Source organism: Streptomyces sp. NPDC014907, assembly GCF_055562975.1.
The window spans coordinates 432,020-455,719 of record NZ_JBVHEG010000004.1 but is presented as its reverse complement, the minus strand read 5'-3'; the positions used below and the strand labels follow the sequence as shown (position 1 = coordinate 455,719).

General features: G+C 74.8%; 21 protein-coding genes and 1 tRNA gene. 11 read left to right on the top strand and 11 right to left on the bottom strand.

Annotated features, from left to right (window positions below; translation table 11 throughout):
- The first annotated feature begins 53 nt into the window (after positions 1 to 53).
- Positions 54 to 866 carry an SGNH/GDSL hydrolase family protein gene (locus ACZ3IL_RS14250; protein WP_467390040.1) on the top strand — a complete coding sequence of 271 codons (813 nt, stop codon included), beginning with the start codon at positions 54 to 56 and terminating at the stop codon, positions 864 to 866.
- On the opposite strand, the gene ACZ3IL_RS14245 is transcribed toward ACZ3IL_RS14250, so the two are convergent.
- From ACZ3IL_RS14245 to ACZ3IL_RS14225, 5 genes are read right to left on the bottom strand one after another with little or no spacing between them, the layout of a single operon-like run.
- A complete protein-coding gene (locus ACZ3IL_RS14245; protein ID WP_467390038.1) occupies positions 853 to 1,713 on the bottom strand; it encodes an STM4011 family radical SAM protein in 861 nt (286 codons plus the stop codon). The two genes, ACZ3IL_RS14250 and ACZ3IL_RS14245, sit on opposite strands and share 14 nt — an antisense overlap.
- A 9-nt stretch (positions 1,714 to 1,722) precedes the next feature.
- On the bottom strand, positions 1,723 to 3,063 hold the full coding sequence (locus tag ACZ3IL_RS14240; protein ID WP_467390037.1) for an STM4012 family radical SAM protein: 1,341 nt from the start codon (positions 3,061 to 3,063) through the stop codon (positions 1,723 to 1,725).
- A complete protein-coding gene (locus tag ACZ3IL_RS14235) occupies positions 3,060 to 3,881 on the bottom strand; it encodes an STM4013/SEN3800 family hydrolase (RefSeq protein ID WP_467390478.1) in 822 nt (273 codons plus the stop codon). The genes ACZ3IL_RS14240 and ACZ3IL_RS14235 overlap by 4 nt, the downstream gene beginning before the upstream one ends.
- Before the next feature lie 11 nt (positions 3,882 to 3,892).
- On the bottom strand, positions 3,893 to 5,050 hold the full coding sequence (locus ACZ3IL_RS14230) for an STM4014 family protein (RefSeq protein ID WP_467390036.1): 1,158 nt from the start codon (positions 5,048 to 5,050) through the stop codon (positions 3,893 to 3,895).
- Positions 5,047 to 6,000 (bottom strand): STM4015 family protein, encoded by a 954-nt coding sequence (locus tag ACZ3IL_RS14225; RefSeq protein ID WP_467390476.1) that lies wholly within the window; start codon positions 5,998 to 6,000, stop codon positions 5,047 to 5,049. The genes ACZ3IL_RS14230 and ACZ3IL_RS14225 overlap by 4 nt, the downstream gene beginning before the upstream one ends.
- 338 nt (positions 6,001 to 6,338) lie before the next feature.
- Here ACZ3IL_RS14225 and ACZ3IL_RS14220 point away from each other — a divergent pair, with 338 nt between their 5' ends.
- The 7 genes from ACZ3IL_RS14220 (at position 6,339) to ACZ3IL_RS14190 (ending at position 13,555) form a co-directional block, all read left to right on the top strand.
- Positions 6,339 to 7,118 (top strand): SIMPL domain-containing protein, encoded by a 780-nt coding sequence (locus tag ACZ3IL_RS14220; protein WP_467390034.1) that lies wholly within the window; start codon positions 6,339 to 6,341, stop codon positions 7,116 to 7,118.
- A 496-nt stretch (positions 7,119 to 7,614) separates the two neighbouring features.
- The gene (locus tag ACZ3IL_RS14215; protein WP_467390033.1) at positions 7,615 to 8,814 is read left to right on the top strand and encodes an MBL fold metallo-hydrolase; all 1,200 of its coding nucleotides are present in this window, start codon (positions 7,615 to 7,617) and stop codon (positions 8,812 to 8,814) included.
- Between the two features lie 775 nt (positions 8,815 to 9,589).
- Entirely contained in the window at positions 9,590 to 11,569 is a 1,980-nt protein-coding gene (locus tag ACZ3IL_RS14210; protein ID WP_467390032.1) for a sensor histidine kinase, read from the top strand.
- Between the two features lie 7 nt (positions 11,570 to 11,576).
- Positions 11,577 to 12,011: a roadblock/LC7 domain-containing protein gene (locus ACZ3IL_RS14205; protein WP_467390031.1), complete on the top strand. Its 435-nt coding sequence runs from the start codon at positions 11,577 to 11,579 to the stop codon at positions 12,009 to 12,011.
- 2 nt (positions 12,012 to 12,013) lie between these two features.
- Entirely contained in the window at positions 12,014 to 12,385 is a 372-nt protein-coding gene (locus tag ACZ3IL_RS14200; protein WP_467390029.1) for a DUF742 domain-containing protein, read from the top strand.
- A complete protein-coding gene (locus ACZ3IL_RS14195) occupies positions 12,363 to 12,986 on the top strand; it encodes a GTP-binding protein (protein ID WP_467390028.1) in 624 nt (207 codons plus the stop codon). Before ACZ3IL_RS14200 ends, ACZ3IL_RS14195 begins: the two co-directional genes overlap by 23 nt.
- Positions 12,983 to 13,555 (top strand): GAF domain-containing protein, encoded by a 573-nt coding sequence (locus ACZ3IL_RS14190; protein WP_388697244.1) that lies wholly within the window; start codon positions 12,983 to 12,985, stop codon positions 13,553 to 13,555. The genes ACZ3IL_RS14195 and ACZ3IL_RS14190 overlap by 4 nt, the downstream gene beginning before the upstream one ends.
- A gap of 105 nt (positions 13,556 to 13,660) precedes the next feature.
- Here the strand turns inward: ACZ3IL_RS14190 and ACZ3IL_RS14185 are convergent, their stop codons facing one another.
- Positions 13,661 to 14,863, bottom strand: coding sequence for an acyl-CoA dehydrogenase family protein (locus ACZ3IL_RS14185; RefSeq protein ID WP_467390027.1), 1,203 nt, complete (start codon positions 14,861 to 14,863; stop codon positions 13,661 to 13,663).
- A gap of 582 nt (positions 14,864 to 15,445) precedes the next feature.
- Here ACZ3IL_RS14185 and ACZ3IL_RS14180 point away from each other — a divergent pair.
- Positions 15,446 to 15,519: transfer RNA gene (locus ACZ3IL_RS14180), tRNA-Pro, on the top strand.
- Between the two features lie 153 nt (positions 15,520 to 15,672).
- Here the strand turns inward: ACZ3IL_RS14180 and ACZ3IL_RS14175 are convergent.
- A complete protein-coding gene (locus ACZ3IL_RS14175; RefSeq protein ID WP_467390474.1) occupies positions 15,673 to 16,587 on the bottom strand; it encodes a LysR family transcriptional regulator in 915 nt (304 codons plus the stop codon).
- A 227-nt stretch (positions 16,588 to 16,814) separates the two neighbouring features.
- Between ACZ3IL_RS14175 and ACZ3IL_RS14170 the strand changes: the two genes are divergently transcribed.
- Positions 16,815 to 17,708 (top strand): 3-hydroxyacyl-CoA dehydrogenase NAD-binding domain-containing protein, encoded by an 894-nt coding sequence (locus ACZ3IL_RS14170; RefSeq protein ID WP_467390026.1) that lies wholly within the window; start codon positions 16,815 to 16,817, stop codon positions 17,706 to 17,708.
- Between the two features lie 65 nt (positions 17,709 to 17,773).
- Complete coding sequence (locus ACZ3IL_RS14165) at positions 17,774 to 18,682, top strand: SMP-30/gluconolactonase/LRE family protein (RefSeq protein WP_467390025.1); 909 nt, start codon at positions 17,774 to 17,776, stop codon at positions 18,680 to 18,682.
- A gap of 182 nt (positions 18,683 to 18,864) precedes the next feature.
- Here the strand turns inward: ACZ3IL_RS14165 and ACZ3IL_RS14160 are convergent, their stop codons facing one another.
- The 4 genes from ACZ3IL_RS14160 to ACZ3IL_RS14145 all read right to left on the bottom strand — a co-directional run bounded on the left by ACZ3IL_RS14160 (position 18,865) and on the right by ACZ3IL_RS14145 (position 23,676).
- Positions 18,865 to 20,964 carry a xanthine dehydrogenase family protein molybdopterin-binding subunit gene (locus tag ACZ3IL_RS14160; protein ID WP_467390024.1) on the bottom strand — a complete coding sequence of 700 codons (2,100 nt, stop codon included), beginning with the start codon at positions 20,962 to 20,964 and terminating at the stop codon, positions 18,865 to 18,867.
- Positions 20,965 to 20,986: 22 nt separating this feature from the next.
- Complete coding sequence (locus ACZ3IL_RS14155; protein ID WP_467390022.1) at positions 20,987 to 21,994, bottom strand: FAD binding domain-containing protein; 1,008 nt, start codon at positions 21,992 to 21,994, stop codon at positions 20,987 to 20,989.
- Complete coding sequence (locus tag ACZ3IL_RS14150; protein ID WP_467390020.1) at positions 21,991 to 22,545, bottom strand: 2Fe-2S iron-sulfur cluster-binding protein; 555 nt, start codon at positions 22,543 to 22,545, stop codon at positions 21,991 to 21,993. The genes ACZ3IL_RS14155 and ACZ3IL_RS14150 overlap by 4 nt, the downstream gene beginning before the upstream one ends.
- A 207-nt stretch (positions 22,546 to 22,752) precedes the next feature.
- On the bottom strand, positions 22,753 to 23,676 hold the full coding sequence (locus ACZ3IL_RS14145; RefSeq protein ID WP_467390019.1) for an endo alpha-1,4 polygalactosaminidase: 924 nt from the start codon (positions 23,674 to 23,676) through the stop codon (positions 22,753 to 22,755).
- Positions 23,677 to 23,700: the final 24 nt, after the last annotated feature.

Genomic DNA, 23,700 nt, shown 5'->3' with positions numbered 1-23,700 from the left:
AACCCCTCCTTACGGTCGCGTAGGTCACACGGAAGAAGGAATGATGTGCGTTCGTGGCAGACGATTCGAGATCAAGAGACATGAACGCATTCGGGTCGTACACGGCGATCGGTGACAGCTTCACCGAAGGCGTCGGAGACCCGGGCCCCGACGGGACGTACGTCGGCTGGGCGGACCGCTTCGCGGTCCTGCTCGCCGACCGGCTGCCGGAGCACGACTCCTTCCGCTACGCCAACCTGGCCGTACGGGGCCGGCTCCTCGACCAGATCGTGGCGGAACAGGTCCCCCGGGCGAAGGAACTCGCCCCCGACCTGGTGACCTTCTGCGCCGGCGGCAACGACATCATCCGTCCCGGCTCCGACCCGGACGACGTGGCCGAGCGCTTCGAGCGCGCCGTCGCCGACCTGACCTCCGCCGTCGGGACCGTCATGGTGACCACCGGCTTCGACACCCGCGACGTCCCCCTGCTCCGGCACCTGCGCGGCAAGATCGCCACCTACACCGCGCACGTCCGCGCCATCGCGGACCGCTACGACTGCCCGGTCCTCGACCTGTGGTCCCTGAAGTCCGTCCAGGACCGGCGGGCCTGGGACGGCGACCGCCTGCACCTCTCGCCCGAGGGACACACCCGGGTCGCCCTGCGCGCCGCCCAGGTCCTCGGCATCCCGGTGCCCGCCGACCCCGACCAGGCGTGGCCGCCGGTCCCGCCGCGCGGCACGCTCGAGGTGCGCCGCGACGACATCCAGTGGGCGAGGGAGCACCTCGTGCCCTGGATCGGGCGCCGGCTGCGCGGCGAGAGCTCCGGGGACCGCGTCGCGGCCAAGCGCCCCGACCTGATGCCCCTCGGGGACCTCATCGCCCTGTAGCGGGCGGCACGGCGGGAATCCGTTCCAGGACCCCGCCGGCGAACACGTCGTACAGCGGCAGCGTCTCCAGGTGGACGTAGCCGATGTGGCAGTCGCAGACGGCGAGGGGGCAGGGGCGGGGACGCAGGGCGGCGCGGTACGAGCCGTCGTACAGGTTGCCCAGCTCGGCCCTGACGAAGTGGCAGCGCCGCACCGTCCCCCCGCCGTCCACCGAGATCACCGACTCTCCGGTGCGGCACGGCAGCCCCGCCGAGCGGTGCGGATGCCGGCTGTACGGGAAGAGCGGGTCGAGCTCCGTCCACCGCGCGGCCTCCGCGTCGGAGTACGTGTGCCCCTCGGCCGCGTTCACCCACAGGTACACGTGCGGCGGCAGCGCGTCCCGCAGCCGCCGCGCGTCCTCCAGGTGCGCGGGAAGACCGACCACGCCGACGCTGAACCGCACGCCCCGCTCCGCCAGGTCGCGGCACTTGGCGAGGAAGCGCCTGGGCGCCGTCTGCCCGGGGTGGTACGTGCACCAGAGCGCCACGCTCTCCCGGTCCGCCTCCGCCAGCCAGTCGGTCCGGCAGCTCAGATTGGTCTGGATCGCCACCCGTTCGACGTGCGGCAGCCGGGACAGCTCGACGAGGGCCCGCCGGTACCAGGAGCGCACCAGGCCCTCGCCCCACGGCGTGAACAGGACGCGCAGCCGGTCCCCGGTCTGCGCGGCGGCCCACCCGGTGAACCGTTCGAGCGCCGCCCGGTCCGCGCGCAGCTGCTCCCGGCTGTCCCGGCGCTTGGCGAAGGGACAGTACGGGCAGTCGAAGTCGCAGGAGGACAGCGGCCCCCGGTAGAGCAGTGTCAGATCCACGGCCGGCCCCTACTTCGGCTCGTACGCGGCCATCGCGGCCCGCACCCCGGGCGAGAACAGTTCCGGACCCAGCCCGTCCGAGTACGCCAGGCCCTCCGGCGAGAGCCGCAGCAGCCCCTCCGGCGCCTCCCCGTCCAGCCAGCCGAACGCCTCGAACCGGGCCAGCTCCCCGGGGAAGTCCGCGAACGGCGAGGAACCGAACCGCTCCTCGTACCCGGCGACCGGCATCCCCTCCGCCTGGAGCAGCGACTGGAGCAGATGACGGCGGCGGGCCTCCCCGGCGTCGACCCACCGGCCCACCTCGGCGCGCGAGAAGTCCCCGGTCTCCGTGTAGGCGTCGACGATCGAGCGGACCTCCCGCATGTCCACGGCGTAGTCGAAGGAGTAGTGCAGGGCGGAGGTGTACGAACGGGCCCCGCAGCCCAGGCCGATCATCCCGTCCGTCTGGCACGCGTGGTCGGCGGGGCCGGGCGGCGCCGCGTCCGCCCGCCGGAACATCCGCATCGACACCTGCTCGTAGCCGCGGGCCAGGAGGTGGTCCCGGCCGCACCGGTACAGCCGCAGCCGCCGCTCGTCCCACTCCCGGTCGTCCTCGGCGGGCAGGCGGCCCAGCCCGGTCAGCGGCCGGACGTACAGCGGATAGAGGTACAGCTCCTCCGGGCGCCAGGCCAGGGCCGCGTCGAGCGACGCGCGCCAGGACTCCTCGGTCTGCCCGCCGATCCCGTAGATCAGGTCGATGTTGAGCACGGGGACGCCGGTGTCCCGGATCCGGCCGAGCGCCGCCTCCACGTCCGCCCGGCGCTGCGGCCGGACCGCCGCCCGCGCCTCGGCCTCCACGAAGCTCTGCACCCCGATGCTGAGCCGGGTGGCCCCCCGCTCCACGAGCAGCGCGAGCCGGTCGGCGGTCGCGGTCGCGGGCGAGGTCTCCACGGACAGCGGCACCGCCCGCAGGTCCGCCCCCATGCGCTTCTCCGCGATGTCGCAGAGCCGCTCCAGCTCGGCGGCGGTGAGGAAGGTGGGCGTGCCGCCGCCGAACGCCGCCGTGGCGAACCGCACCGGAGCCCCGTCGCCCAGGGCCTCGCGCACGGCGGCCGCCTGCCGGTCGAGGGCGTCGAGGTAGCGGGTGGTCAGCCCGTCGGGGGCGCCGATCCTGGTGAAGAGGTTGCAGAAGCCGCAGCGGACCTCGCAGAACGGCACGTGCGCGTAGAGGGAGAGCGCGTCCTTCGGCTCCCGGGCCCAGAGCGCGGCCAGTCCGGGCCGTTCGGGGAGCCTCCGGTACGCCGTCTTGTGCGGGTAGGCGTAGACGTAGCTCCGGTACGGACGGGGGAGGGGGACGCCGGAGGCCTTCACGCGGCGGCCTCCCCGCCGGGGCCCGGCAGGACGAACTGCGCGTACGGCACCGTCCACACGACCTCGTGGCCGAGCCGGTGACCGGTGAAGCCGTCCTCCCCGTACGCGGTGCCGTGGTCGGAGCAGACGATCGCGAAACAGGGGCGCCGGGCGCTCGCCGCGGCGAAGAGCCGCCCGATGTGCCGGTCGACGTACTCCAGGGCCGCCGCGTGCGTCTCCCGCGAGTCGCCCGCCTCGCGCGTCGCCCCCGGCAGGTGGAACCAGTTCGGCTGGTGCAGCGCCGACACGTTGACGAAGAGGAAGAGCCGCTCCTCCCGGGGGAGCCCCGCCACCACCTCCTCGGCGCGCTCGACCTGGGACTCGAACGACGTGGGGGAGGCGACGCCGAAGGAGGGCTCCCAGTGGCTCTCCCGGAACAGGCCGGGGAGCACGGAGCCGAGCGGCGGCCGCTTGTCGAAGAAGCCCACCCCGCCTATGCAGACCGTCCGGTAGCCCTCGTCCGCGAGGGCGGAGACGAAGTCGGGGGTGTCGTGGACCCAGGTGCCGCCGGCGGTCGACTCGCTCCCCGCGAAACGGGCCGCGAACAGCCGGGGATGGGGCCCCTGCGCGGCGGGGGTCGGCAGGAAACCGGCGAAGATCGCCTGGTGGGAGGCATAGGTGAAGCTCCCCGGCGCGTGCCGCCGCTCCCAGGCGCCGCCGGGCAGGTGACGGGCCAGGTTCGGGATGCGCCCCTCGGCGGCCAGCTCGGCGGCCACGTCGTACCGGAGCGTGTCGAGGGTGACCAGGAGAAGGTCGTGGCTGCCGACGACCGCGTTCATGTCGGGCTGGTTCACGTGGAGCTCGTTCCTGTGGTGCGGGTGGTGCCTGTCGTGCGCGGGGCGGGCGCGGCACGGGGGAACAGCGCGGCCACCTGCGCCGCGTAGGTGTCCAGGCCCTCGGCCCCGCCGCCGGGCAGGCCCGTGAGACCGGGCAGCAGGTCGCCGAAGGCGTTGACCTCGCCCACGGAGAAGCGCCGCCACCCCGACGAGGGCAGCAGGTCGACGCCCACGCACCGGGTGCCGGGGAACGCGGCGGCGGCCCGCTCGCACACCCCGAGGGCGTCCGCCCACCGCCCGCCGACGGCGCCGATCGCGGCCCGGGCGGCGTCCAGGTCGCCCCGGGCGCCGCCCAGGTGCAGATTGGTCAGGGGGGAGCGGCTGGTGCGGAGCACCGCGTGGGTGGCCCGCCCGTCGATCACCACCACCCGCAGGTCGGCGGCCCGCCCGCCCTGGGTGGCCTTCGGCAGCCACCGCTCGACGTGCAGGCCGTCGGGGGCGAGGGCGTCCACGATCGCGGCGACCTCGCGCTCGCTCGTGTAGCGCCGTATCCGCAGGGAGTTGAACAGCCGGCCGTCCGGCCCGCGCTCCACCGAGGTGGTGGCCTGGACCCGGCCCGCGCCGTTCGTCTCCACCGCGAGCACCCCCGAGGCGGAGGAACCGTGCGCGGGCTTCACGAACACCCGGCGCATCCCGGCCCCGGCCGTCAGCGTCCGCAGGTCCGCCCAGCCGCGCACGGCCGGCGCGGCGTCGCCGGAGGTCGGCGACTCGGGCACCGGCACGCCGGCCGCCCGCAGCCGGCCGTGGCACAGCCGCTTGTCGAACAGGACCGGCAGCTCGGCGGGGTCGTCGACGAGGACGGCCCCCGCCCCCTCGACGCTCCGGGCGAGGTCCGCCACGGCGGCGGTGAACCGCTCGTACCAGCGGCCGGTGCCCTCGACCCGGGCCGGGTCGTCGACCCCGCGCAGCAGCCGGTCGGCCTCCGGCTCCCCGCCGGGCGAGTCCAGGCGCACGGTCTCGCCCGCCTCGAACCGGGCCCGGCCCCGCAGTACGTCGGGCCAGGACACGACCCGCGCCCCGGGCAGCCCGGCACGCCGCAGCGCGTCCTGGAAGAACGCCACGCGGCGGTCCGCCGGGACGCCGACGACCACGGGGCGCGGGCCGGGGGTCATTCGGCGACCGCGACGTACCGGTGGACCTCGTCGTCGTACTCCTCCGGCGCCTGTGCCTCGTCGATGACCACGGTCACGCCGTGCGGGACCAGCGCGGCCAGCAGCCGCTCCCGCATCGGGTCCGAGAGGTAGTGGTGCGAGAGGTCGAGGTGCGAGAGGTGGGTCAGCCGCCCGCCGAGGAGGGCCGCCGCCCCCTCGTCCGTGAGCACGCCCATGGACAGGTCGAGCCGTTCGAGCCGGGCGGTGACGGGCGCGTCCGCCACGGCGGCGGCGACCGCGTCCTCGATCACGCTGTTCCGCAGGCCCAGGCGGCGCAGGGCGGGGAAGGACGTGCCGGCGAGCAGCGGGGCCAGGTCCCCGGGGGTGCTGTCGCCGCCGTACTCGTCGGTGCCGAGCCAGAGTTCCAGGGTCTCCAGGGCGGGCAGGTCGCTGCCGGCGATCCCGCGCACGACCTCGGCGCCGAGACCGCCGGTCTCCACCACCAGGGTCTCCAGGGCGGCGTGCCGGACCGACGGGAACGCCAGGCCCGTGCCGCCGCGCACCCCCAGCTCGCGCAGCGCCGGGTAGGCGGCGAGCAGCGGCGTCACGTCGGACTGGATGATCCACGAGATCTCGCAGTCCTCGAACGTCATGTCGCCGAGGAAGACCGCCTCCAGGCCGGTGAGCCGGTTGTTGGCGCCCATCAGGGCGGTGACGATGCCGGCGGACGAGGTCTCGTAGGGCTCGTCCCAGCCGCCGACGACGATCGCGCGGACCCGCGAGGCGTCGACCGCCTTCAGGAACCGCTCGAAGCGCGGGCCCCACCGCTCGTCACCGGGGTCGGAGTACGTCGGCGCCGAGATCCGCCAGGCGACCCCGGACGCGTCGGGCAGCCCGACCGGGGCGGCCGCGTCCGGGAAGTCGAACACGGGGAGACCGTGGAACTCCTGCAGGTGGTGGCCGATGGTCATGAGGGTGCTCCAGGGGAGGGCGGACGGCGTGGGTCGCTGGTGCAAGAGTTCTACCAAGCGGCACCGACAACGTCATCCGCGGGGCGCCCCGGGCGGGGCGCGCCGGACCCGGCCGGGGCGGACCGCCGGACCGCGACGCGGCGGACGCGGGCGCGGGCTCCGTCCCGGGGCGTACGGGACGGCCCCGCGGACCCGGCCGCGCGTGCCGGGCGCCGCGCCCCGCTGGTATGGAGAGGTGAAGGGGGACACCGGTCAGGAGTGGCGCACGGGGCGCGGCGGCGCCGGGTGCTGGGATGTGCCTGCCGGAGCCCCGGCACTCACCTCCGAAGGGACCGCCCGTGACGACCCGCCGGCCCAACGCCGCCCGCACCGCCCGTCTGTTCGCCGCCACCGCCGTGCTCGGCGGTCTCCTGGCCGGAACCGCCGCCCCGGCCCTGGCCGCCGCACCCGCCCCGGCCGCCGCGTTCGCGCGGACGGCACCGTCCGCCGCGGAGCAGGAGACCGCGACGGTCACCGTCAGCGGCACCGGACGCGCGGCCTCCGCGCCCGATCTGGCCATCCTGTCCATCGGCGTCGAGGCCACCCGTGCCACGGCGAAGGAGGCGATGGCGGCGCAGAGCGCGGCGGCCAAGGCCCTCATGGAGGTGCTGCGCGGGCAGCGGATCGCCGAACGGGACATCCGCACCGACAGCCTCTCCCTGGCCCCGGTCTACACCCAGAACGCCCAGGGGGAGAGCAAGGTGTCCGGGTACCAGGCGGGCCAGGGCTTCTCCGTGAAGGTCCGCGACATCGACAGGACCGGGCAGGTCGTCGGCGCCGTCAACGAGACCACCCGGGACGCGGCCCGCATCAACGGCGTCGTGTTCGACGTGGCCGACCCGTCGGCGCTGCGGGCCAGGGCACGGGAGGCCGCCTTCCGGGACGCGTACGACAAGGCGACCCAGCACGCCCGGCTCAGCGGCCACCGACTCGGCCGGCTGGTCTCGCTGAGCGAGGGGGAGTCCGTGCGCCCCGGCTCCGGGGCCGCCGCCGTCGCCGCCGAGGAGACGGGCGTCCCCCTCGCCCCCGGGGAGATCGAGGAGCAGGTCACCGTCTCGGCGGTCTTCGAACTGCTCTGACGGACCGGGCTCCCGGGCCGGCCGCGCCGCTCCCCGCCCCGCTCCTGTCCGCCGCCGGCCCGGTGGGCCGCCGCGGTGCGGGAGGGGGCGGCGGCCGGCCGGTCCCCGCGCACGGAGCGCGGCGGGCGCGCTCCCGCTCCGTGAATGTCAGGCGCATGACAGGAAAATGCGCGCCGGCGTCCCGGTGCGCGACCGGCTCCCCGCCGGCCGGCTCCCCGCCGGCCGGAGCCGCGCCGCGCGGACCGCCCCGGCTCCCCGGACACGGACCGCCCCAGACCTCCGGACGCCGACCGCCCCGGCTCCCCGGACACGGGCTGCCCCAGACCTCCGGACGCGGATCGTCCCGGCCCTCCGGACACGGGTCGCCCCAGCCTCTGGACGCGGACCTCCACAACCCTCTGGACGCGGGCCGCCCCAGACCTCTGGACACGGGCCGCCCCGGCCCTCCGGACGCGGGCCGCCATAATGGAACGCCCCCCAGAGACCAGGAGCTCCCGTGACCGGTACCGGCCCAGACCGCTCGCCGCGGGCCCGACCGCGCCCGCCGCGCCCCGAGTCCTTCGGCGCGGACCCCGAGGGCGAGCGCCTCGCCCGCGTCCGCCGCTCGCCGAACTTCAGGAACGGGTCCTTCCAGAACCCCGAGCCGGCCCGCCGGGGCCCCTCCGGGTCGACCGTCGCACTCGCCAGGACCTACTTCGAGAAGGAGGGGCGCGCCCGCCGGGCCCCCGTCGGCGCGATCCCCGTCCACCCCACCACCGTGGCCGACCTGGCCCGTCCCCCGGCCACCGGTCTGCGCCTCACCTGGATGGGACACTCCGGCGTCCTCGCCGAGATCGACGGCCACCGGGTCCTCTTCGACCCGGTCTGGGGAGACCGCTGCTCCCCGTTCCCGTTCGCCGGTCCCAGGCGGCTCCACCCGGTGCCCGTGCCGCTCTCCGCGCTCGGCCCCGTCGACGTGGTCGTGATCTCGCACGACCACTACGACCACCTCGACCTGCCGACGATCAAGGCACTGGCCACCACGGACACGCTCTTCGCGGTGCCGCTCGGCGTCGGCGCGCACCTGGAGCGCTGGGGCGTGCCCGCCTCCCGGCTGCGGGAACTGGACTGGAACGAGTCCACCGAGGTGGGCGGGCTGCGGCTGACGGCCACCCCGGCCCGGCACTTCTGCGGCCGGGGCCTGCGCAACAGGCAGCACGCGCTCTGGGCCTCCTGGGTCGTGCGGGGCGCCGGGCACCGGATCTTCCACAGCGGCGACACCGGCTACTTCTCCGGCTTCCGGGAGATCGGCGCGGCCCACGGCCCCTTCGACGCCACCATGATCCAGCTCGGTGCCTACTCCGAGTTCTGGACCGACATCCACATGACCCCGGCGGAGGGCCTGCGGGCCCACCTGGACCTCCAGGGCGGCGGGCCGGCCGGTGTGCTGCTGCCGATCCACTGGGGCACCTTCAACCTGGCCCCGCACGCCTGGGCGGAGCCGGGGGAGTGGACGAAGGACGCGGCGGAGGAGGCCGGGCAGGCGGTGGCGTTCCCCCGCCCCGGCGAGCCGTTCGAGCCGGCGGACAGGCTGCCCGGGGACCCGTGGTGGCGGGCCGTCTCCCGTCCGATCGCCCGCCCGTGGCGCCGGCCCCGGTCGGCGCAGACTCCTGCCGGGGCACCCGGGCGTGACCTCGACCCGGCGGGCGATCGCTGACGTCGGGCGAGGACGAGCCGTCGCCCCGGGAGGCGCGGGCGTGACCGCCGTCGCGGCCCCGGCACGCGACGCCGGAGCCGGGCCCGGTGACGGGACGCGGCCGCCGGGGACACGTCCGGGGCGCGGGGCGGTGACCCCGGCCCGGCGGGCGGCCGGTGGCACCGGCCGTGGTGACGCCGCCGGCACCCCGGGCGCCGGCGGTCCGGTCCCGTCCCGTGCCCCGGAACGATCCGGAAAATTTTCCCGCTCACCGAACGTCACGGAACCCTCGGTTTCCAGCCGTTCGCACGCGCGTCCGGACGGAGACCCGCCCGCCGCCCCGGAGGCCGGACGGGCGTCCGGAGGCTCCGGACCGGGCGCCCGGCGGGCGGCCCGGAGGGCGCGGGCGCCCGGCGGCGTCCGGGCGGGCCGGGCGGTCGGCCCTCTCCGCCGGCGGATTCCGGTGGGGGCCGATTTCCGCAGAGGGCGGGGGTGCGAAGACGCCTCCGCCCCCTTCCGCTCCCGTCCTCCCCGCGATCACTCCGCGCCATGACGTCGTCTTTCGGCCAATACTTCTCGGCCTGTCGTGCGAAGTGCAATACCAGAGAGGCTCGTTCTACGGGTAAGTTTGCCAACTGCGCACCACGGGTGAATGGTTGGCGACTACAGTGTGTGGCTGATGATCATCGGTAGGCTGACCGCACCCCCGTAGTCCACCCCCCCCCAGGACCCCTCTCAGGACCCCCTCAGCACACCCCCGCAGTACGCCGATCCCGGGCACGTACCAAGGACACCCATGTCTCAACTTCGCGCACCCGTTCCGCGTTCCGACCGACGTGAGGGCGGGCGGCACGGCCGGCCGGGCGCCCGCTCCTCCGGCAACGGCAACCACCCCACCGCGCAGTCCCCCGCGCGGCTCCCGGCGGAAACCCGCATACGGCCCCAGATCCTGCGCACCTCCGTCCTCCCCGCCGTCGCGGTGGCCCTGGGCGGCGCGGCGGCCGTCCTCTTCACCGTCCGCTCCACGGGAGCGGCCCTCACGCCCGGCCTCTGGGCCGCGCTCGCCGGAGCCGCGGCCCTCACCGCCGCCTCCGTGGCGGCCGCCGCGCTCGGCGCGGACCGCGCGGCCAGGGCCGTACTCGACCGCTGCGACGCACTGCGCCGCGCGACCGCCCACCAGCAGGGCGAACTGCGCACCATCGTCGAGCAACTGCGCGGGGGAGAAGGCCTCCCGCCCCGCCCCGCGCCGCCCGCGCCCTCCGCCGCGGGGGACGCGTTCGACCTGCTCTCGCAGGAGCTGACCCGCTCCCACGAGGCGGCCGTGGCGGCCGTCGTCCAGGCGTCCCGGCTCTCCAGCAGCGTCGGGAACGAGCAGAAGGTCGAGGTCTTCGTCAACCTCGCCCGGCGCCTCCAGTCCCTGGTCCACCGCGAGATCCAGCTCCTCGACGAGCTGGAGAACGAGGTCGAGGACCCGGAGCTGCTCAAGGGCCTCTTCCACGTCGACCACCTGGCCACCCGCATCCGCCGCCACGCCGAGAACCTCGCCGTGCTCGGCGGCGCCATCTCCCGCCGCCAGTGGTCGAACCCGGTCACCATGACCGAGGTGCTCCGCTCCTCCATCGCCGAGGTCGAGCAGTACCCGCGCGTGAAGCTCGTACCCCCGATCGACGGTACGCTCCGGGGCCATGCCGTGGCCGACGTCATCCACCTCCTCGCCGAACTGGTCGAGAACGCGACGCTGTTCTCCGCGCCGAACACCACGGTGCTGCTGCGCGCCCAGTACGTCACGGCGGGCCTCGCGATCGAGGTCGAGGACCGGGGACTCGGCATGCCCGTCACCGAGCAGAACAAGATGAACGCCCTGCTCGCCGACCCCGACCAGGTCAACGTCGCGCACCTGCTCCAGGACGGCCGCATCGGGCTCTTCGTCGTCTCGGCCCTCGCCCGGCGGCACGGCATCGCCGTACGCCTCCAGTCCAACATCTACGGCGGCGTGCAGGCCGTGCTCGTCCTCCCGCAGGGCCTCCTCGGCGCCGACCCGGAGGGACTGGCCCAGCACGAGCGCCAGGCAGCCGCGGCCGCCGGCTCCCCGGCCGTCCCGACCGGCCAGGCGCAGACGCAGCCCCAGCCGCCGTCGCAGCCCGCCGTCACGGCCCCGCCCCAGCCCGTCGTCACGGCCCCGTCCCGGCCCGCCGTCGCGGCCCCGGCGCCGATCCCGCACCAGACGCCGGCCCCCGTACCGGACCGGACCCGCGCCCACCCGCAGGCGTCCCCGCTCACGAGCGGAACGGCCCCCGCGCCGGCCCCCGTTCCCGCGCCCGCCCCCGCACCGGTGTCCGTGTCCTCCCCGGTGTCCGTGTCCTCCCCGGAGCGGCCCGCCGCCCGTCACGAGGAGACCGCCGGCACCGGCGCGCACGCGTACCCGTCGTACTCCCGCACGGCCGAGCGGCCGAGCGGATACGGCGACGACGGCCGGGGCCCCGCCGCGGCGGACCGGACGGCGGGCGCCGGACACCAGGGCCCGCCCGCCTCCCTGACCGCGCCGCTCCCCCCGGCACCCCCCGCCGAGGCCGACGGCAGGCCCCTGCTGCCCAAGCGGCGCGCCCAGGAGCACCTCGTCCCGCAGTTGCGCGACGAGCCCGTGAACCGCAACACCGAGGAGCACACCCTGCACGACCCGGGCCTGATGGCCGCCTTCCAGCGCGGCATCGGCCTCGCCGAGTCCCAGCCCGTCCCCCACGAACCGCCGCGTCCCGGCGATGCGCACAAGGAGTAGATGCACCATGGCGAGCAATGTGCCGACCGGCCATTCCTCGGATCTCGACTGGCTGCTGAGCGGGCTGGTCCAGCGGGTCCCCTACACCCGCAACGCCGTCCTGCTCTCCTCCGACGGCCTCGTGAAATCCGTCCACGGCCTCGACCCCGACGCGGCCGACCACATGGCGGCCCTCGCCTCCGGGCTCTACTCGCTCGGCCGGAGCGCGGGCGTCCGGTTCGGTGACGGCGGTGAGGTCCGCCAGGTGGTCGTGGAGCTCGACTCCACCCTCCTGTTCGTCTCCACCGCGGGCTCCGGCACCTGCCTGGCCGTCCTCGCCGGGCGCGAGGCGGACGCCGCCGTCCTCGGCTACGAGATGGCGATGCTCGTCAAGAGCGTCCGGCCCTACCTGGTCACCCCCGCCCGGCAGGCCGCCGGCGTGGTCGGCGGCCTCGGGCGGTGACCGTGACGTCCCCCCAGGACGGCCCCTGGCTCGACGACGCGGCCGGGCGCCTCATCCGCCCGTACACCGTCAGCGGAGGACGGACCAGGCCCACCACCGCCCTCGACCTGCTGTCGATGGTGATGGCGACCGGTTCGTCCCCCCAGGCGCACATGGGCCCCGAGCACACCCTCGCCCTCGGGCTGTGCGACGGGCCCACCTCGGTGGCCGAGGTCGCGGCGCACTTACGGCTCCCGGCCGTCGTCACCAAGGTCCTGCTCTCCGACCTCGTGGACTGCGGGGCGCTCACCGCCCGGGCACCCCGGTTCCACGCCAACCCAACCGACCGTTCCTTGCTGGAGGCAGTGCTCGATGGCCTACGACAACGGCTCTGAGCGCCACGAGAGCTTCTCGTCCGACCCCTTCCCCACCGCGCTCAAGATCCTGGTCGCGGGCGGATTCGGCGTCGGCAAGACGACCTTCGTGGGCGCCGTCAGCGAGATCGAACCGCTGAGCACCGAAGAGCTGCTGACCTCGGTCAGCGCGGCCACCGACAGCCTGGTGGGCGTGGAGTCCAAGACCACGACCACCGTCGCCATGGACTTCGGCCGCATCACGCTCGACGACCGCCACGTGCTGTACCTCTTCGGGACCCCGGGCCAGGAACGCTTCTGGTTCATGTGGGACGAACTCTCCGAGGGCGCGCTCGGGGCCGTCGTCCTCGCCGACACCCGCAGGCTCCAGGACTGCTTCGCCGCCGTCGACTTCTTCGAGCGGCGGGGCATCCGCTTCGTCGTCGCGATCAACGAGTTCGACGGTGCCCACCGCTACGAGCCGGACGAGGTGCGGGCCGCGCTCGACCTCAGGCCGGAGGTGCCGGTCGTCCTCTGCGACGCCCGCATCTCCAGCGCCGGCATCCGTACCCTGCTGACCCTCGTCCAGCATCTGCTCACCACCATCCCGGACACCGTGCCGAGCTACGGAGCCACACCATGACCTACGACCCGACCGGTCACCTCCTGCTGACCCCGCACGACAAGGACGTGCAGACCCGCGTGCGGCGGCTGCGCGAGCTGGGTCTCGGGGAACGACCGGACCCGGCGTTCGACGACTTCGCCCAGCGGCTCGCCGAGGTCACCGGCGCCCCGTTCTCGATGGTCAACTTCATCGACGAGAACCGGCAGTTCTTCGCGGGGCTCCACACCCCCGAGGGCACCCACTCCGGCAGCGACCTGGGCGCCGCCGCCGCGGGCGGGGGAGGCGTGGGCCGCTTCATGGCCCGCGACCACGGCTACTGCCCGCACGTGGTGGTGCGGCGCAAGGCGCTCGTCCTGGAGGACGTCTGCGACTACCCGCGCTTCGCGGGGAACCCGGTGGTGGACGAGATCGGCATCCGCTCCTACATGGGGGCGCCGCTGATCGACCGCACCGGCGTGGCGCTCGGCACCATCTGCGTGGTCGACACCGACGTGCACCCGTGGGGGCGCGCCGGCCTGGAGACGATCAAGACGATGGCGGCGGAGCTGGTGGAGCAGATCCACCGCCGCGAGGACGGCATGCTCTGACCGCCGCCGTCCGGCACGCGTCGGGGCCCCGGTACGGAGACGTCCGTACCGGGGCCCCGCCGTGTACCGCGTGGGTCCGGCCGCGCGGCTCCGTGCCGGGGCGGATCAGAGGTGCGCCGGCTCCGGGGTGCGGACCACCTCGGACAGCCGCTCCGACCAGCTCCCCTTGTCCAGGCCGAGGGCCATCTCGCCCAGCCGCAGGAGCTGGATGTCGGAGGTGCCGGCCGGGGCGAAGATGTGGAACGCGTCCCGCAGGTACCGTTCGAGGTTCCGGTCCGTGAAGAGACCGGCGGCCGCGTGGATCTCCATGGCGTTGCGGCCCGAGTCGATCGCCGACTCGACGTTGACCAGCTTGGCGTTCATCAGCTCGGCGTCGCAGGAGAACCCCTGGTCGAGCAGGTGCACGGCGTGGTACGCGGCCAACCGGGCGGTCATCAGCCGGGACTGCATCTGGCCCAGCTTCAGCTTGACCGTGGGCAGGTCGTGGAGCGGCTTGCCGTAGCGGATGCGCTCGGAGGCGAACCGGGTGGTCTCCTCCAGGATCGCCTGGTGGATGCCGAGGGAGACGGCGGTGAGGTTGGCCCGCCCGTACAGCACGCTGGAGGAGTACGCGACGGAGAGGCCGTCGCCCTCGTCGCCGAGCCGGTTGGCGGCCGGCACGCGGCAGTTCTCGAAGATCAGCTCGCCGAAGCTGAAGCCGTGGAGTCCCATGGCGGGCTGCTGCGGACCGGTCCTGAACCCCGGACGGTCGGCTTCGACCAGGAAGGCCGTGAGTCCCTTCGAACCGGGACCGGTCCTGACCACGACGCCGTGCAGGTCACCGACGTGGCTGTTGCCGACGTAGACCTTGCTGCCGTTGAGGATGTAGTCGTCGCCGTCCCGGACCGCTTCGGCGCTCATGCCGAGGACGTGACCGCCGGCCTCGGGCTCGGTGACCGCGATGGTCGGCAGGCAGTCGCCGGCGGCGATGGCGGGGAGCCAGGTCTTGCGCTGCTCGTCGCTGCCGAAGTGGATGATCTTGGCGGTGCCCAGCTGGGAGGCCTGGACCATGGCGCCCATGGCGCCGCTGACCCGGGAGAGCTCCTCGATGATGATCGTCTTGGCCAGGTGGCCGGCGCCCATGCCGCCGTACTCCTGGTGGATCGTCGCGCCCAGCCAGCCCTGCGCGGCGATCCGCCGGGACAGCTCGTGGTGAACGGTCCGGGACTCCTCCATCTCGGCTATGTACGGCCGGACCTCACGCTCCGCGAAGTCGCGGACCCGATCCCTGAGCTCATGATGCAGTCGGCCGTTGAAGTAGCTGTCCATCCGAGTCCCTCCCCTGCGAAACGCCTGCCCGGCTGGTTGTCCGAGCGGATGGTGCATCGGCAGTGGTCCCGTCCCGAACAGGCCGACCTCTTCATGGTGTTGATCTTTCCGGGATGGAGCAATATCGCCAGGAAGTTTGTCTGAAACAGGAGCGGTTGACGATTGAAACCGACTGTGTTCTGTGTGGTCCTGGCCTGCTCGACCCGGACCACCGCCTCTTTCCGGTAGGCGTCTTTCTGCCACGCACCGTTGGCGAAAAGCGCCGGTGCATATGGTCACGAGCCCCCGTGCTTCAGCATATGAGCCTATTACTCGACAAAGGAGCGGCATTTCGGCACCCCTTCGACCGCCCTCCCCACGCCCTCCGGCCCGCCGGCCGAGGCCCCGCCCCCTCGCTCCTCCGCCCCTCCCGGGACCCGCGAGGACGACGGCCGGCGCGAAGGCGCGTCACGGAGCGTGACCGGTGCGCCTCCGGCCCGCGCCCCTCCCGGGGCACGGGAAAGGCGTTGGTGAGCACCGGGGAAAGTGCGGTATTGTTCTCATGCGCGTTCGGCCGGGGGAAACCCCAGGTCAGACGGGCAACGGGACGTGGCGCAGCTTGGTAGCGCACTTGACTGGGGGTCAAGGGGTCGCAGGTTCAAATCCTGTCGTCCCGACTGGAGACAGTCGCAGGTGAGGGCCGGTTTCGGAGACATCCGAAACCGGCCCTTCGCCATGTCGGCGGCCAGGGGGCCGGGCCGCGGCCGGCGCTCTCCCGCCACCCGCCCCCGTCCACCCGCCGGGCCCCGCCGGGGACGAGTGCGTCCCGATCACTCCTCCTGGTGCCACGCGCTCCGGGCCACCGCGAGCAGACGGAGCACCGCCGGATCGGCGTCGGGGCGGTGGACGGCGTGCACGGCCGTGTCGAGGTGTCCGGAGCGTCCGCGGAGCGGTACGAGGCGCACCCCCGCGAAGGCGAGGTGGCGCAGGCCCTCCGGAACGAGGCCGACGCAGAGCCCGGAGCCGACGTAGCCGAACAGGCCGCTGAGATCGTCGGCGACGGCCACCCCGCGCGGGGCGAAGCCGGCTTCGCGGCAGGCGACGTGGAGCTGGTCGGCCAGTGCGGGGAGCGCGCCCGGGTCGGGCAGGACGAAGCCCTCGTCCGCGAGCTGCGCGAGGTCGATCCCGTCCGCGTCCGCCAGGCGGTGGCCCCGGGGCAGGGCGGCGCCGATCCGCTCGGTGGCGATGACGGTGCTCACGAGGTCGCCGGTGAGCCGGGCGGGGTCCCGGACGAATCCGAGGTCCAGGGTCCCCGCGCGGACCTGGTCGATCACGCCGGCCGAGGAGTCGTGCTGGAGGTGGACGCTCAGCTCGGGCAGCCGGTCGGCCGCGGCCCGCAGCATGGCGGGGAGGTAGAGGTAGCTCAGGAGGCTCACGTATCCGACCCGGACCTCCCCCGCGAGGCCCGCCGCCCTGCGGCGGGCCCTGGTCACGGCTGCGGTCTGCAGGTCGAGCAGGCGCCGCGCGTCGGCGGCGAACCCCTTCCCGGCGGCGGTCAGCCCCACCCCGCCGGGGCCCCGGTCCAGGAGGCGCGCCCCCACGGCGCGTTCCAGGCGCTGGATGGACTGGCTGAGCGGCGGCTGGCTCATGCCGAGGCGTTCGGCCGCCCTGCCGAAGTGCTTCTCCTGGGCGACCGCGAGAAACTGTTCGAGAAGCCGGCGCGACAAATTGATATCACTCTGCATATCGCTCACTAGGTGACCATATATTGGACAGACCTGGGGCGCCGGGTGTCCACTGGATGTCGGAACCGCCCGGTACGGCGCGCCGAGCCCGATCGTTTCCGATCGGTTCCGCCCGGGCACCGCGCCCCGGCGCCGCCTCCCCGTCCTGTGGAGTGAGGAACGGCCCTCCCCGGGACGGTTCCCGCCCGTACTGCTCGCCCCCTCCCGTTTTCCCCGAGGTGATTCTCATGGCGGTCGTGACGATCGTCGGTGCCGGTGTCATCGGCATCTCCTGGGCCCGCCTGTTCGACGACGCCGGCTGGGAGGTCCGCGTCACTGACCCGCGGCCCGACCTCGGCGACCTGGTGGCGCGCGAACTGCCGGGCAGGCCCGTGACCGCGACCGCCGACCTGGCCGCCGCGGCGCGCGGCGCGCACTTCGTGCAGGAGGCCGGACCCGAACGCGTCGAGGTCAAGGAGGAGATGTTCGCCGCGCTGGCCGCGCACACGGGCGACGACGTCGTCCTGGCCTCGTCCTCCTCGTCCCTGCTGCCCTCGGCCATCGCCCGCGGCAACCCGGCCGCCCACCGCATTGTGATCGGGCACCCGTTCAACCCGCCCGAGCTGATGCCGCTGGTGGAGGTCGTGCCCGGACCGCGGACGTCCGCGGAGACGGTCGACCGGGCCCTCGGGGTGTACCGGGGACTCGGCAAGCTGCCGATCCGCCTGAAGAAGGAGATCCCCGGCTTCGTCGGGAACCGCCTGCAGAAGGTCTTCAACGACCAGGCGATGTACCTCGTACAGCAGGGAGTGGTCGACGTCCGCGACCTCGACGACCTCGTCCGCGCCTCGCTCGGACTGCGCTGGGCGGTGACGGGACCGTTCGAGAGCGGCGCCCTGGGCGGAGGACCCGACGGCATGCGTCATCTGCTCGAACACGTCGGCTCGCAGATGACGTTCGAGACCGGCGGCCCGGACCCGGCCCGCACGGGCGAGGTCCTCGACGCGGTCGAGGAGACCTACGGCACCGGCGAGGACGCCTACCGGCGCCGCAAGGACCGGCGGGACGAACGCACCCGCTCCGTCCTCGGAGCCCTGGGGTGGCAGGACCCCGCCCCCACGCCCGGGGACGACGGGCGGTGAACGCACCGGCGCCCCCTTCCGGGGCGCCGCGGGAACGCCGACGACGGAACGAGGAGAGAACCATCGTGTCGAAAGAACTGCTCGCGCTGCAGATCCTGCCCGGGAAGGTGCTGCGGGTGAGCCTTCCGGACGGCCGGGTACGGACCCTGCTGGAGGACGCCGGCCCCGCGCCGGACGGCATCACCGCGGACGCGACCGACGTGTACTGGACGACGATGGGCGTCCCCGAGACCGATCCCGGCGTCCCCGGCGAGGCGGGCCAGGACTTCTCCCGCCGCGACGGCGGCGTCCACGCCGTGCCCCTGACCGGCGGACCGTCCCGGGCCGTGGCACCGGCCGGAACGATCACCACGGGGAAGCAGCTGACCACCGACGGCGCCGGCACGCTCTACTGGGGCGACCGCGAGGGGCACCGCGTCAGCCGGGTCCGGGCGGACGGCACCGGCCTGACCGACCTCGTGGTCAATCCCGCCGAGGACGGGATCATGGGGGAGTGCGTCGGCGTGGCGGTGGACCCCGTCCGGGGCCATCTGTACTGGACGCAGAAGGGGCCGGCCAAGGGCGGCAGGGGCCGGATCTTCCGGGCGGGCCTGGAGATCCCGGCCGGGCGGACCGCCGGGAACCGCACGGACGTCGAACTGCTCTGGAGCGACCTGCCCGAACCCATCGACCTGCACCTCGACGGGGAATGGCTGTACTGGACCGACCGCGGCGCCGCACCCGCCGGCAACACCCTCAACCGCGCCCCGGTGCCGGAGGCCGGCGCGCCGGGACGGCCGCCCGAGATCCTCGCCGACGGGTTCGGGGAGGCGATCGGCCTCGCCGTCGACACCGAAGCGGGCATCGCCTACGTCTCGGACCTCGGCGGCCGCATACGCGCCGTCCCCCTGCCGGACGGCCCCGCCGCGCACCAGGAGCCGCGCGACGTCGTCCGGCTCCCGCACCCCCTGACCGGGCTGTGCCTCGTGGGCTGACGCCCGGCGGCCGGCCGGAACACCGGGAAGGAGGTCCCGGCCGTTTCCGGGTCGGCCGACGGGCCAGCCGACCGACCCACCGGCCAACGGGTCGGCCGACGGGCCAGCCGACCGGCCCACCGGCCAACGGGTAACGGGTCGGCCGACCTACCGGCCGGCCGATCGCCCGTCCCGCCGGCGGTTCACCGCGCGAGCAGGGGGAGAACCCGGTCCGGGGTCAGCGGCAGCTCGCGCAGGCGCGCGCCCGTCGCGTGGTGGAAGGCGTTGGCGATCGCCGCGGCCGTGCCGACGATCCCGATCTCCCCGATGCCCTTGCTGCCCATGGGGTTGAGGTGGGGGTCGTGCTCGTCCACCCAGTACGCCTCGATCGCGGGCACGTCGGCGCAGGCGGGGACGTGGTAGGAGGCCAGGTCGCGTTCCGCGTAGTCGCCGAAGACGGCGTCCATGGTGCTGTGTTCGGTCAGCGCCATGCCGAGCCCCATCGTCATGCCGCCGATGAACTGCGAACGGGCGGTACGGGGGCTGAGGATCCGGCCCGCCGCGAACACGCCGAGCATCCGGCTCACCCGGACCTCGCCGGTGACCGCGTCGACGCGGACCTCCGCGAAGTGGGCACCGAACGCGTGGCGTGCGTACGGGGACTTCCGCCCCGTCTCCTCCTCGGTGTCCGCCCCGGCGCTCACGCCCCCGGGCGGCAGCGGGCCGGAGCGGTCGGCCAGCGTCCCGCGCAGGGCGGCGCAGGCCTTGTGCACGGCCCAGCCCCAGGAGCCCGTACCGGAGGAACCGCCCGCGACGGGGGCGTCCGGCAGGTCGCTGCTGCCGAGTTCCACGCGCACGGCGTCGAGCGGGACGCCGAGGGCCTCGGCGGCGATCCCGGCCAGGACCGTGCGCGCCCCCGTACCGATGTCGGTGGCGTCGACCCGCACCGTGTACCGGCCGTCCGGACCGGCGTGCGCCGAGGCCTTCGACGGGCTCAGCAGCACGGGATAGGTCGCCGAGGCGACCCCCGTGCCCCACAGCAGGTCCCCCTCGCGCCGCGCACCGGGCCGGGGGTCGCGGCCGGCCCAGCCGAAGCGCCGGGCGCCCTCCCGCAGGCACTCGGCGAGACCCCTGCTGCTGAAGGGCTTGCCGCTGTCGGGCTCCTCGTCGGGGTCGTTGCGCAGCCGCAGCTCCACCGGGTCGACGCCCGCGGCCTCCGCCAGTTCGTCCATGGCGGCTTCCAGGGCGTACATGCCGGACGCCTCGCCCGGCGCGCGCATCCACGACGGGGACGGCACGTCCAGGGCCACCACCCGGTGGCCGGTGAAGCTGTGGGGGGAGGTGTACATGGTGCGGGCCGGGACGGCGGCCTGTTCGACGAACTCCTTCACCGTGGACGTCTGGGTGACGACCTCGTGGGAGAGGGCGGTGATCACCCCGTCCCCGGACGCGCCGATCCGGAGGCGCTGGACGGTGGGCGCGCGGTGGCCCACGACGGCCGGCAGCTCACGGCGCGGCAGGACGAGCCGGACCGGCCGGCCGGTGTGCCGGGCGGCCATCGCCGCGAGGACCGCCGGGGGCCGGGGCGTGCCCTTCGAGCCGAAGCCGCCGCCGACGAAGGCGGAGACGACCGTGATCCGATCCGGCGGCAGCTCGAACAGTCCCGCCAGGACGTCCCGCACCGTCGTCGCGCCCTGGCTGGAGTCGTACACGGTCAGCGCGCCGTCGTCCCACCGGGCCGTGGAGGCGTGGGGTTCCATCGGGTGGTTGTGCAGGGCCGACAGGGAGTACGTCGCGTCGACCCGTACGGCGGAGGCCGCGAAGGCCCCGTCGAAGTCACCGCGCTCCCGCACGGCCGGATAGCCGCCGTTGGCCTTCTCGGGCGTGTAGAGGCGCGGGTGGTCGGCGCGCAGCAGGACGTCGTGGTCCTCGGTGGCGTACTCGACCTCCAGCGCCTCGGCGGCTTCGCGCGCGTTCTCCGGGGTGTCGGCGACCACGACGGCCACGTACCAGCCCCGGTGCGGGACCCTGTCGTCCTGGAGCAGGAGGAGCGTCGGGTCGTCGCACTCGCCCAGGCGGGGCGCGTTCTCGTGGGTGAGCACGGCGTGCACGCCCGGACGCCCCAGGACCTCGTCGGCGCGCACGGCGGTGACCCGGCCGCGCGGGACGGCGGCGGGCACGGGGCAGGCGTGGAGGCAGCCGGGCGGGGTCCGGTCGACGGCGTAGCGGGCCTCGCCCGTCACCTTCTCCCGGGCGTCGCGCCGGACGGCTCCCGTCGTCGGCCCTGCGGATCGGCTGGTCATGGCGCGGTGCCTCCTCCGGTGGTCATCGGTCGGTGCCGTCGTGCGCGGCGCGGGACGCGAGGCCGCGCAGGACGCTCACGGCCAGGTTGCGGGCGAGGGGGACCTTGAAGCCGTTGTCGCGCAGCGGTTCGGCCGCGGCGAGTTCGGCGTCGGCCGCCCGCTCGAACGTCTCGTCGGTCGCCGGCGCGCCGCGCAGGACCTCCTCCGCCGCGCGGGCCCGCCAGGGCTTGTGGGCGAGGCCCCCGAAGGCGAGGGCCGCGTGCCCGATCCGGCCGTCCTCGACGGTCAGGACGGCAGCGACGGAGGCGAGCGCGAAGGCGTACGAGGCGCGGTCGCGGGCCTTGCGGTAGGCGCCGCGCGCTCCGGGCGGGGGCGGGGGCAGCGTCACGCCGGTGATGAGTTCGCCGTCCTCGGAGACCGTGTCCCGGTCCGGCCGGTCCCCGGGCAGCCGGTGGAACTCCGTGACGGGCACCGTCCGTTCGCCGCCCGGCCCCCGGAGCCGGACCTCCGCGTCGAGGGCGGCGAGGGCGACCGCCATGTCCGACGGATGGGTGGCGACGCAGTGCGCGGAGTGGCCGAGCACCGCGAGGTCGCGGTGGACGCCCTCCCGGGCGGGACAGCCCGTGCCGGGCTCGCGCTTGTTGCAGGGCTTCGACGTGTCCTGGAAGTACGGGCAGCGGGTGCGCTGGAGCAGGTTGCCCCCGGTGGTGGCCGCGTTGCGCAGCTGGGCGGAGGCGCCGGCCAGCAGGGCCTGCGAGAGGACGGGGTAGCGGGTGCGCACGGCCGGATGGGCCGCCAGGTCGCTGTTGCGGACGGTCGCGCCGACGCTCAGCCCGCCCCCGGGGGTCTCCTCCACCGCGTCGAGCGGCAGGCCGCGGATGTCGATGAGCAGCGACGGGCCGGTGACGCCCAGCTTCATCAGGTCCACGAGGTTGGTCCCGCCCGCGAGGAACCGGGCACCGGGGTGGGCGGCGAACCGCTCGATCGCCTCCTCGGCCCGCTCGGGCCGGACGTACGCGAAGGGCTTCACCGCGCGGCCTCCTCGATCGCGTCCACGATGTTCGGGTAGGCGCCGCAGCGGCAGAGGTTCCCGCTCATGCGCTCGCGGATCTCGTCCGGGGTGAGCGGGACGGGCTCGCCCGGCGGCCGGTCCGGCGGCGTCACGTGCGAGGGCTGTCCGGCGGCGGCTTCGTCCAGGAGGGCGACGGCCGAGCAGATCTGGCCCGGGGTGCAGTAGCCGCACTGCAGGGCGTCGCGGGAGACGAACGCCTCCTGGACCGGGTGGAGCCGGCCGTCGTCGGCCAGGCCCTCCACCGTGGTGACGGACGCGCCCGCGCAGGCGACGGCGAGCGTCAGACAGCTGTTCACGCGCCGCCCGTCGAGGAGGACGGTGCAGGCCCCGCACTGCCCGTGGTCGCAGCCCTTCTTCGAGCCCGTGAGGTCGAGGTGGTCGCGCAGCGCGTCCAGCAGGGTCGTGCGGTGGTCGAGGACGAGGGCGTGCTCCGTGCCGTTGACCCGCAGGGCGACCGTGGAGGAGACGGCCGAGGCCTCCGGCCCGTGCTCCGCCCCGGCCCTATCCACGGCGGGCTCCCCGGACGGTCCCGGACGGCCTCCCGGCCGTCCCGGGGTCCTCGCGTGTCGCTGCGGTCCGGTCCACGGGTCCTCCTCCTCGGCTTCGGCTTCGCCTCGGTCGACGCTATGCGAGGGGCGCCTTCCCCGCCCGTCGTGACCCATGCGGCTGGTCCCTCCGGGGCGCGGCGGGGCGTGCGGGTCCCGGAGGGGGCGCCGTCAGCAGGGCCTGCGCCACGCGTCCAGTGCCGGGTTCTTCAGCATCGACGAGAGCCGGAGGGCGCGGGCCCGCGGGCAGAACGCGGCGGGGGCCCCGTCGTACTCCACGTGGAAGACCGCCTTGCCCGCCGCGACGAAGGGCGCGAGCCGTTCGCACTCGTCGAACCGGGCGCACTCCTCGTTGACCGCGAAGTCGAAGTGGTCCAGGAGCACGGGGATCTGGGCGAGGTCGTTCTTGAGGCCCACGGCCAGGCCGCGCGCGTGGGCGATCTCCGCGATCACGCGGTTGTAGCGGAGCTGGTCGTCCGCCGTCAGCGGGAAGCCGGTGTCGTTGCCGTAGCCCTCCACCAGATCGGGTTCCACCGCGTCGAACCCCTTGTCGCGGCACATGTCGAACCGGCGCTCCATCAGGGGGCGGAGGACGTCGACGCGGCGGATGTCCAGCCAGCGTTCGCCGTGCCAGCCGTTGGGCGCGCCGAGGACGGAGGCGGGGAAGGCGTCCCGGTCGGGGCGGTAGTCCTCCCACGCGCCGACGTTGACGTAGCAGATCACCCTGCGGCCGTCCCGGTGCAGGCGGGCCACGTCGGCGGCGCTGTTCTCGAAGCCGTCGATGTCGTACACCGGCACGTCGACGGAGGGGTCGGCCCTGCCGTCGAGCTGCCACTGCCACGCCAGGCCGGGACGGGGCCGCCAGCGCGGGCCGGGCGCGGAGGAGGGCGGGGGAGGGGACGCGGGGGGAGAGGAGGAGGGCCGGGCCGGGGGAACGGGGCGGGCCGTGGGGTCCGGCGAGGGACGGCCGGTGGCGGGGCCCGTTGTGGGAAGGCCGGTCGTGGGGCGGCCGGTCCCCTCCTCCGGCGTCCCCGCGGCCCCCGGACCGCCCGGGCCCCCGGAGCAGCCGGCCAGCACCGCCAGGAGGAGCGCCACCGCCGCGACGGTCCGGCGCGGCCG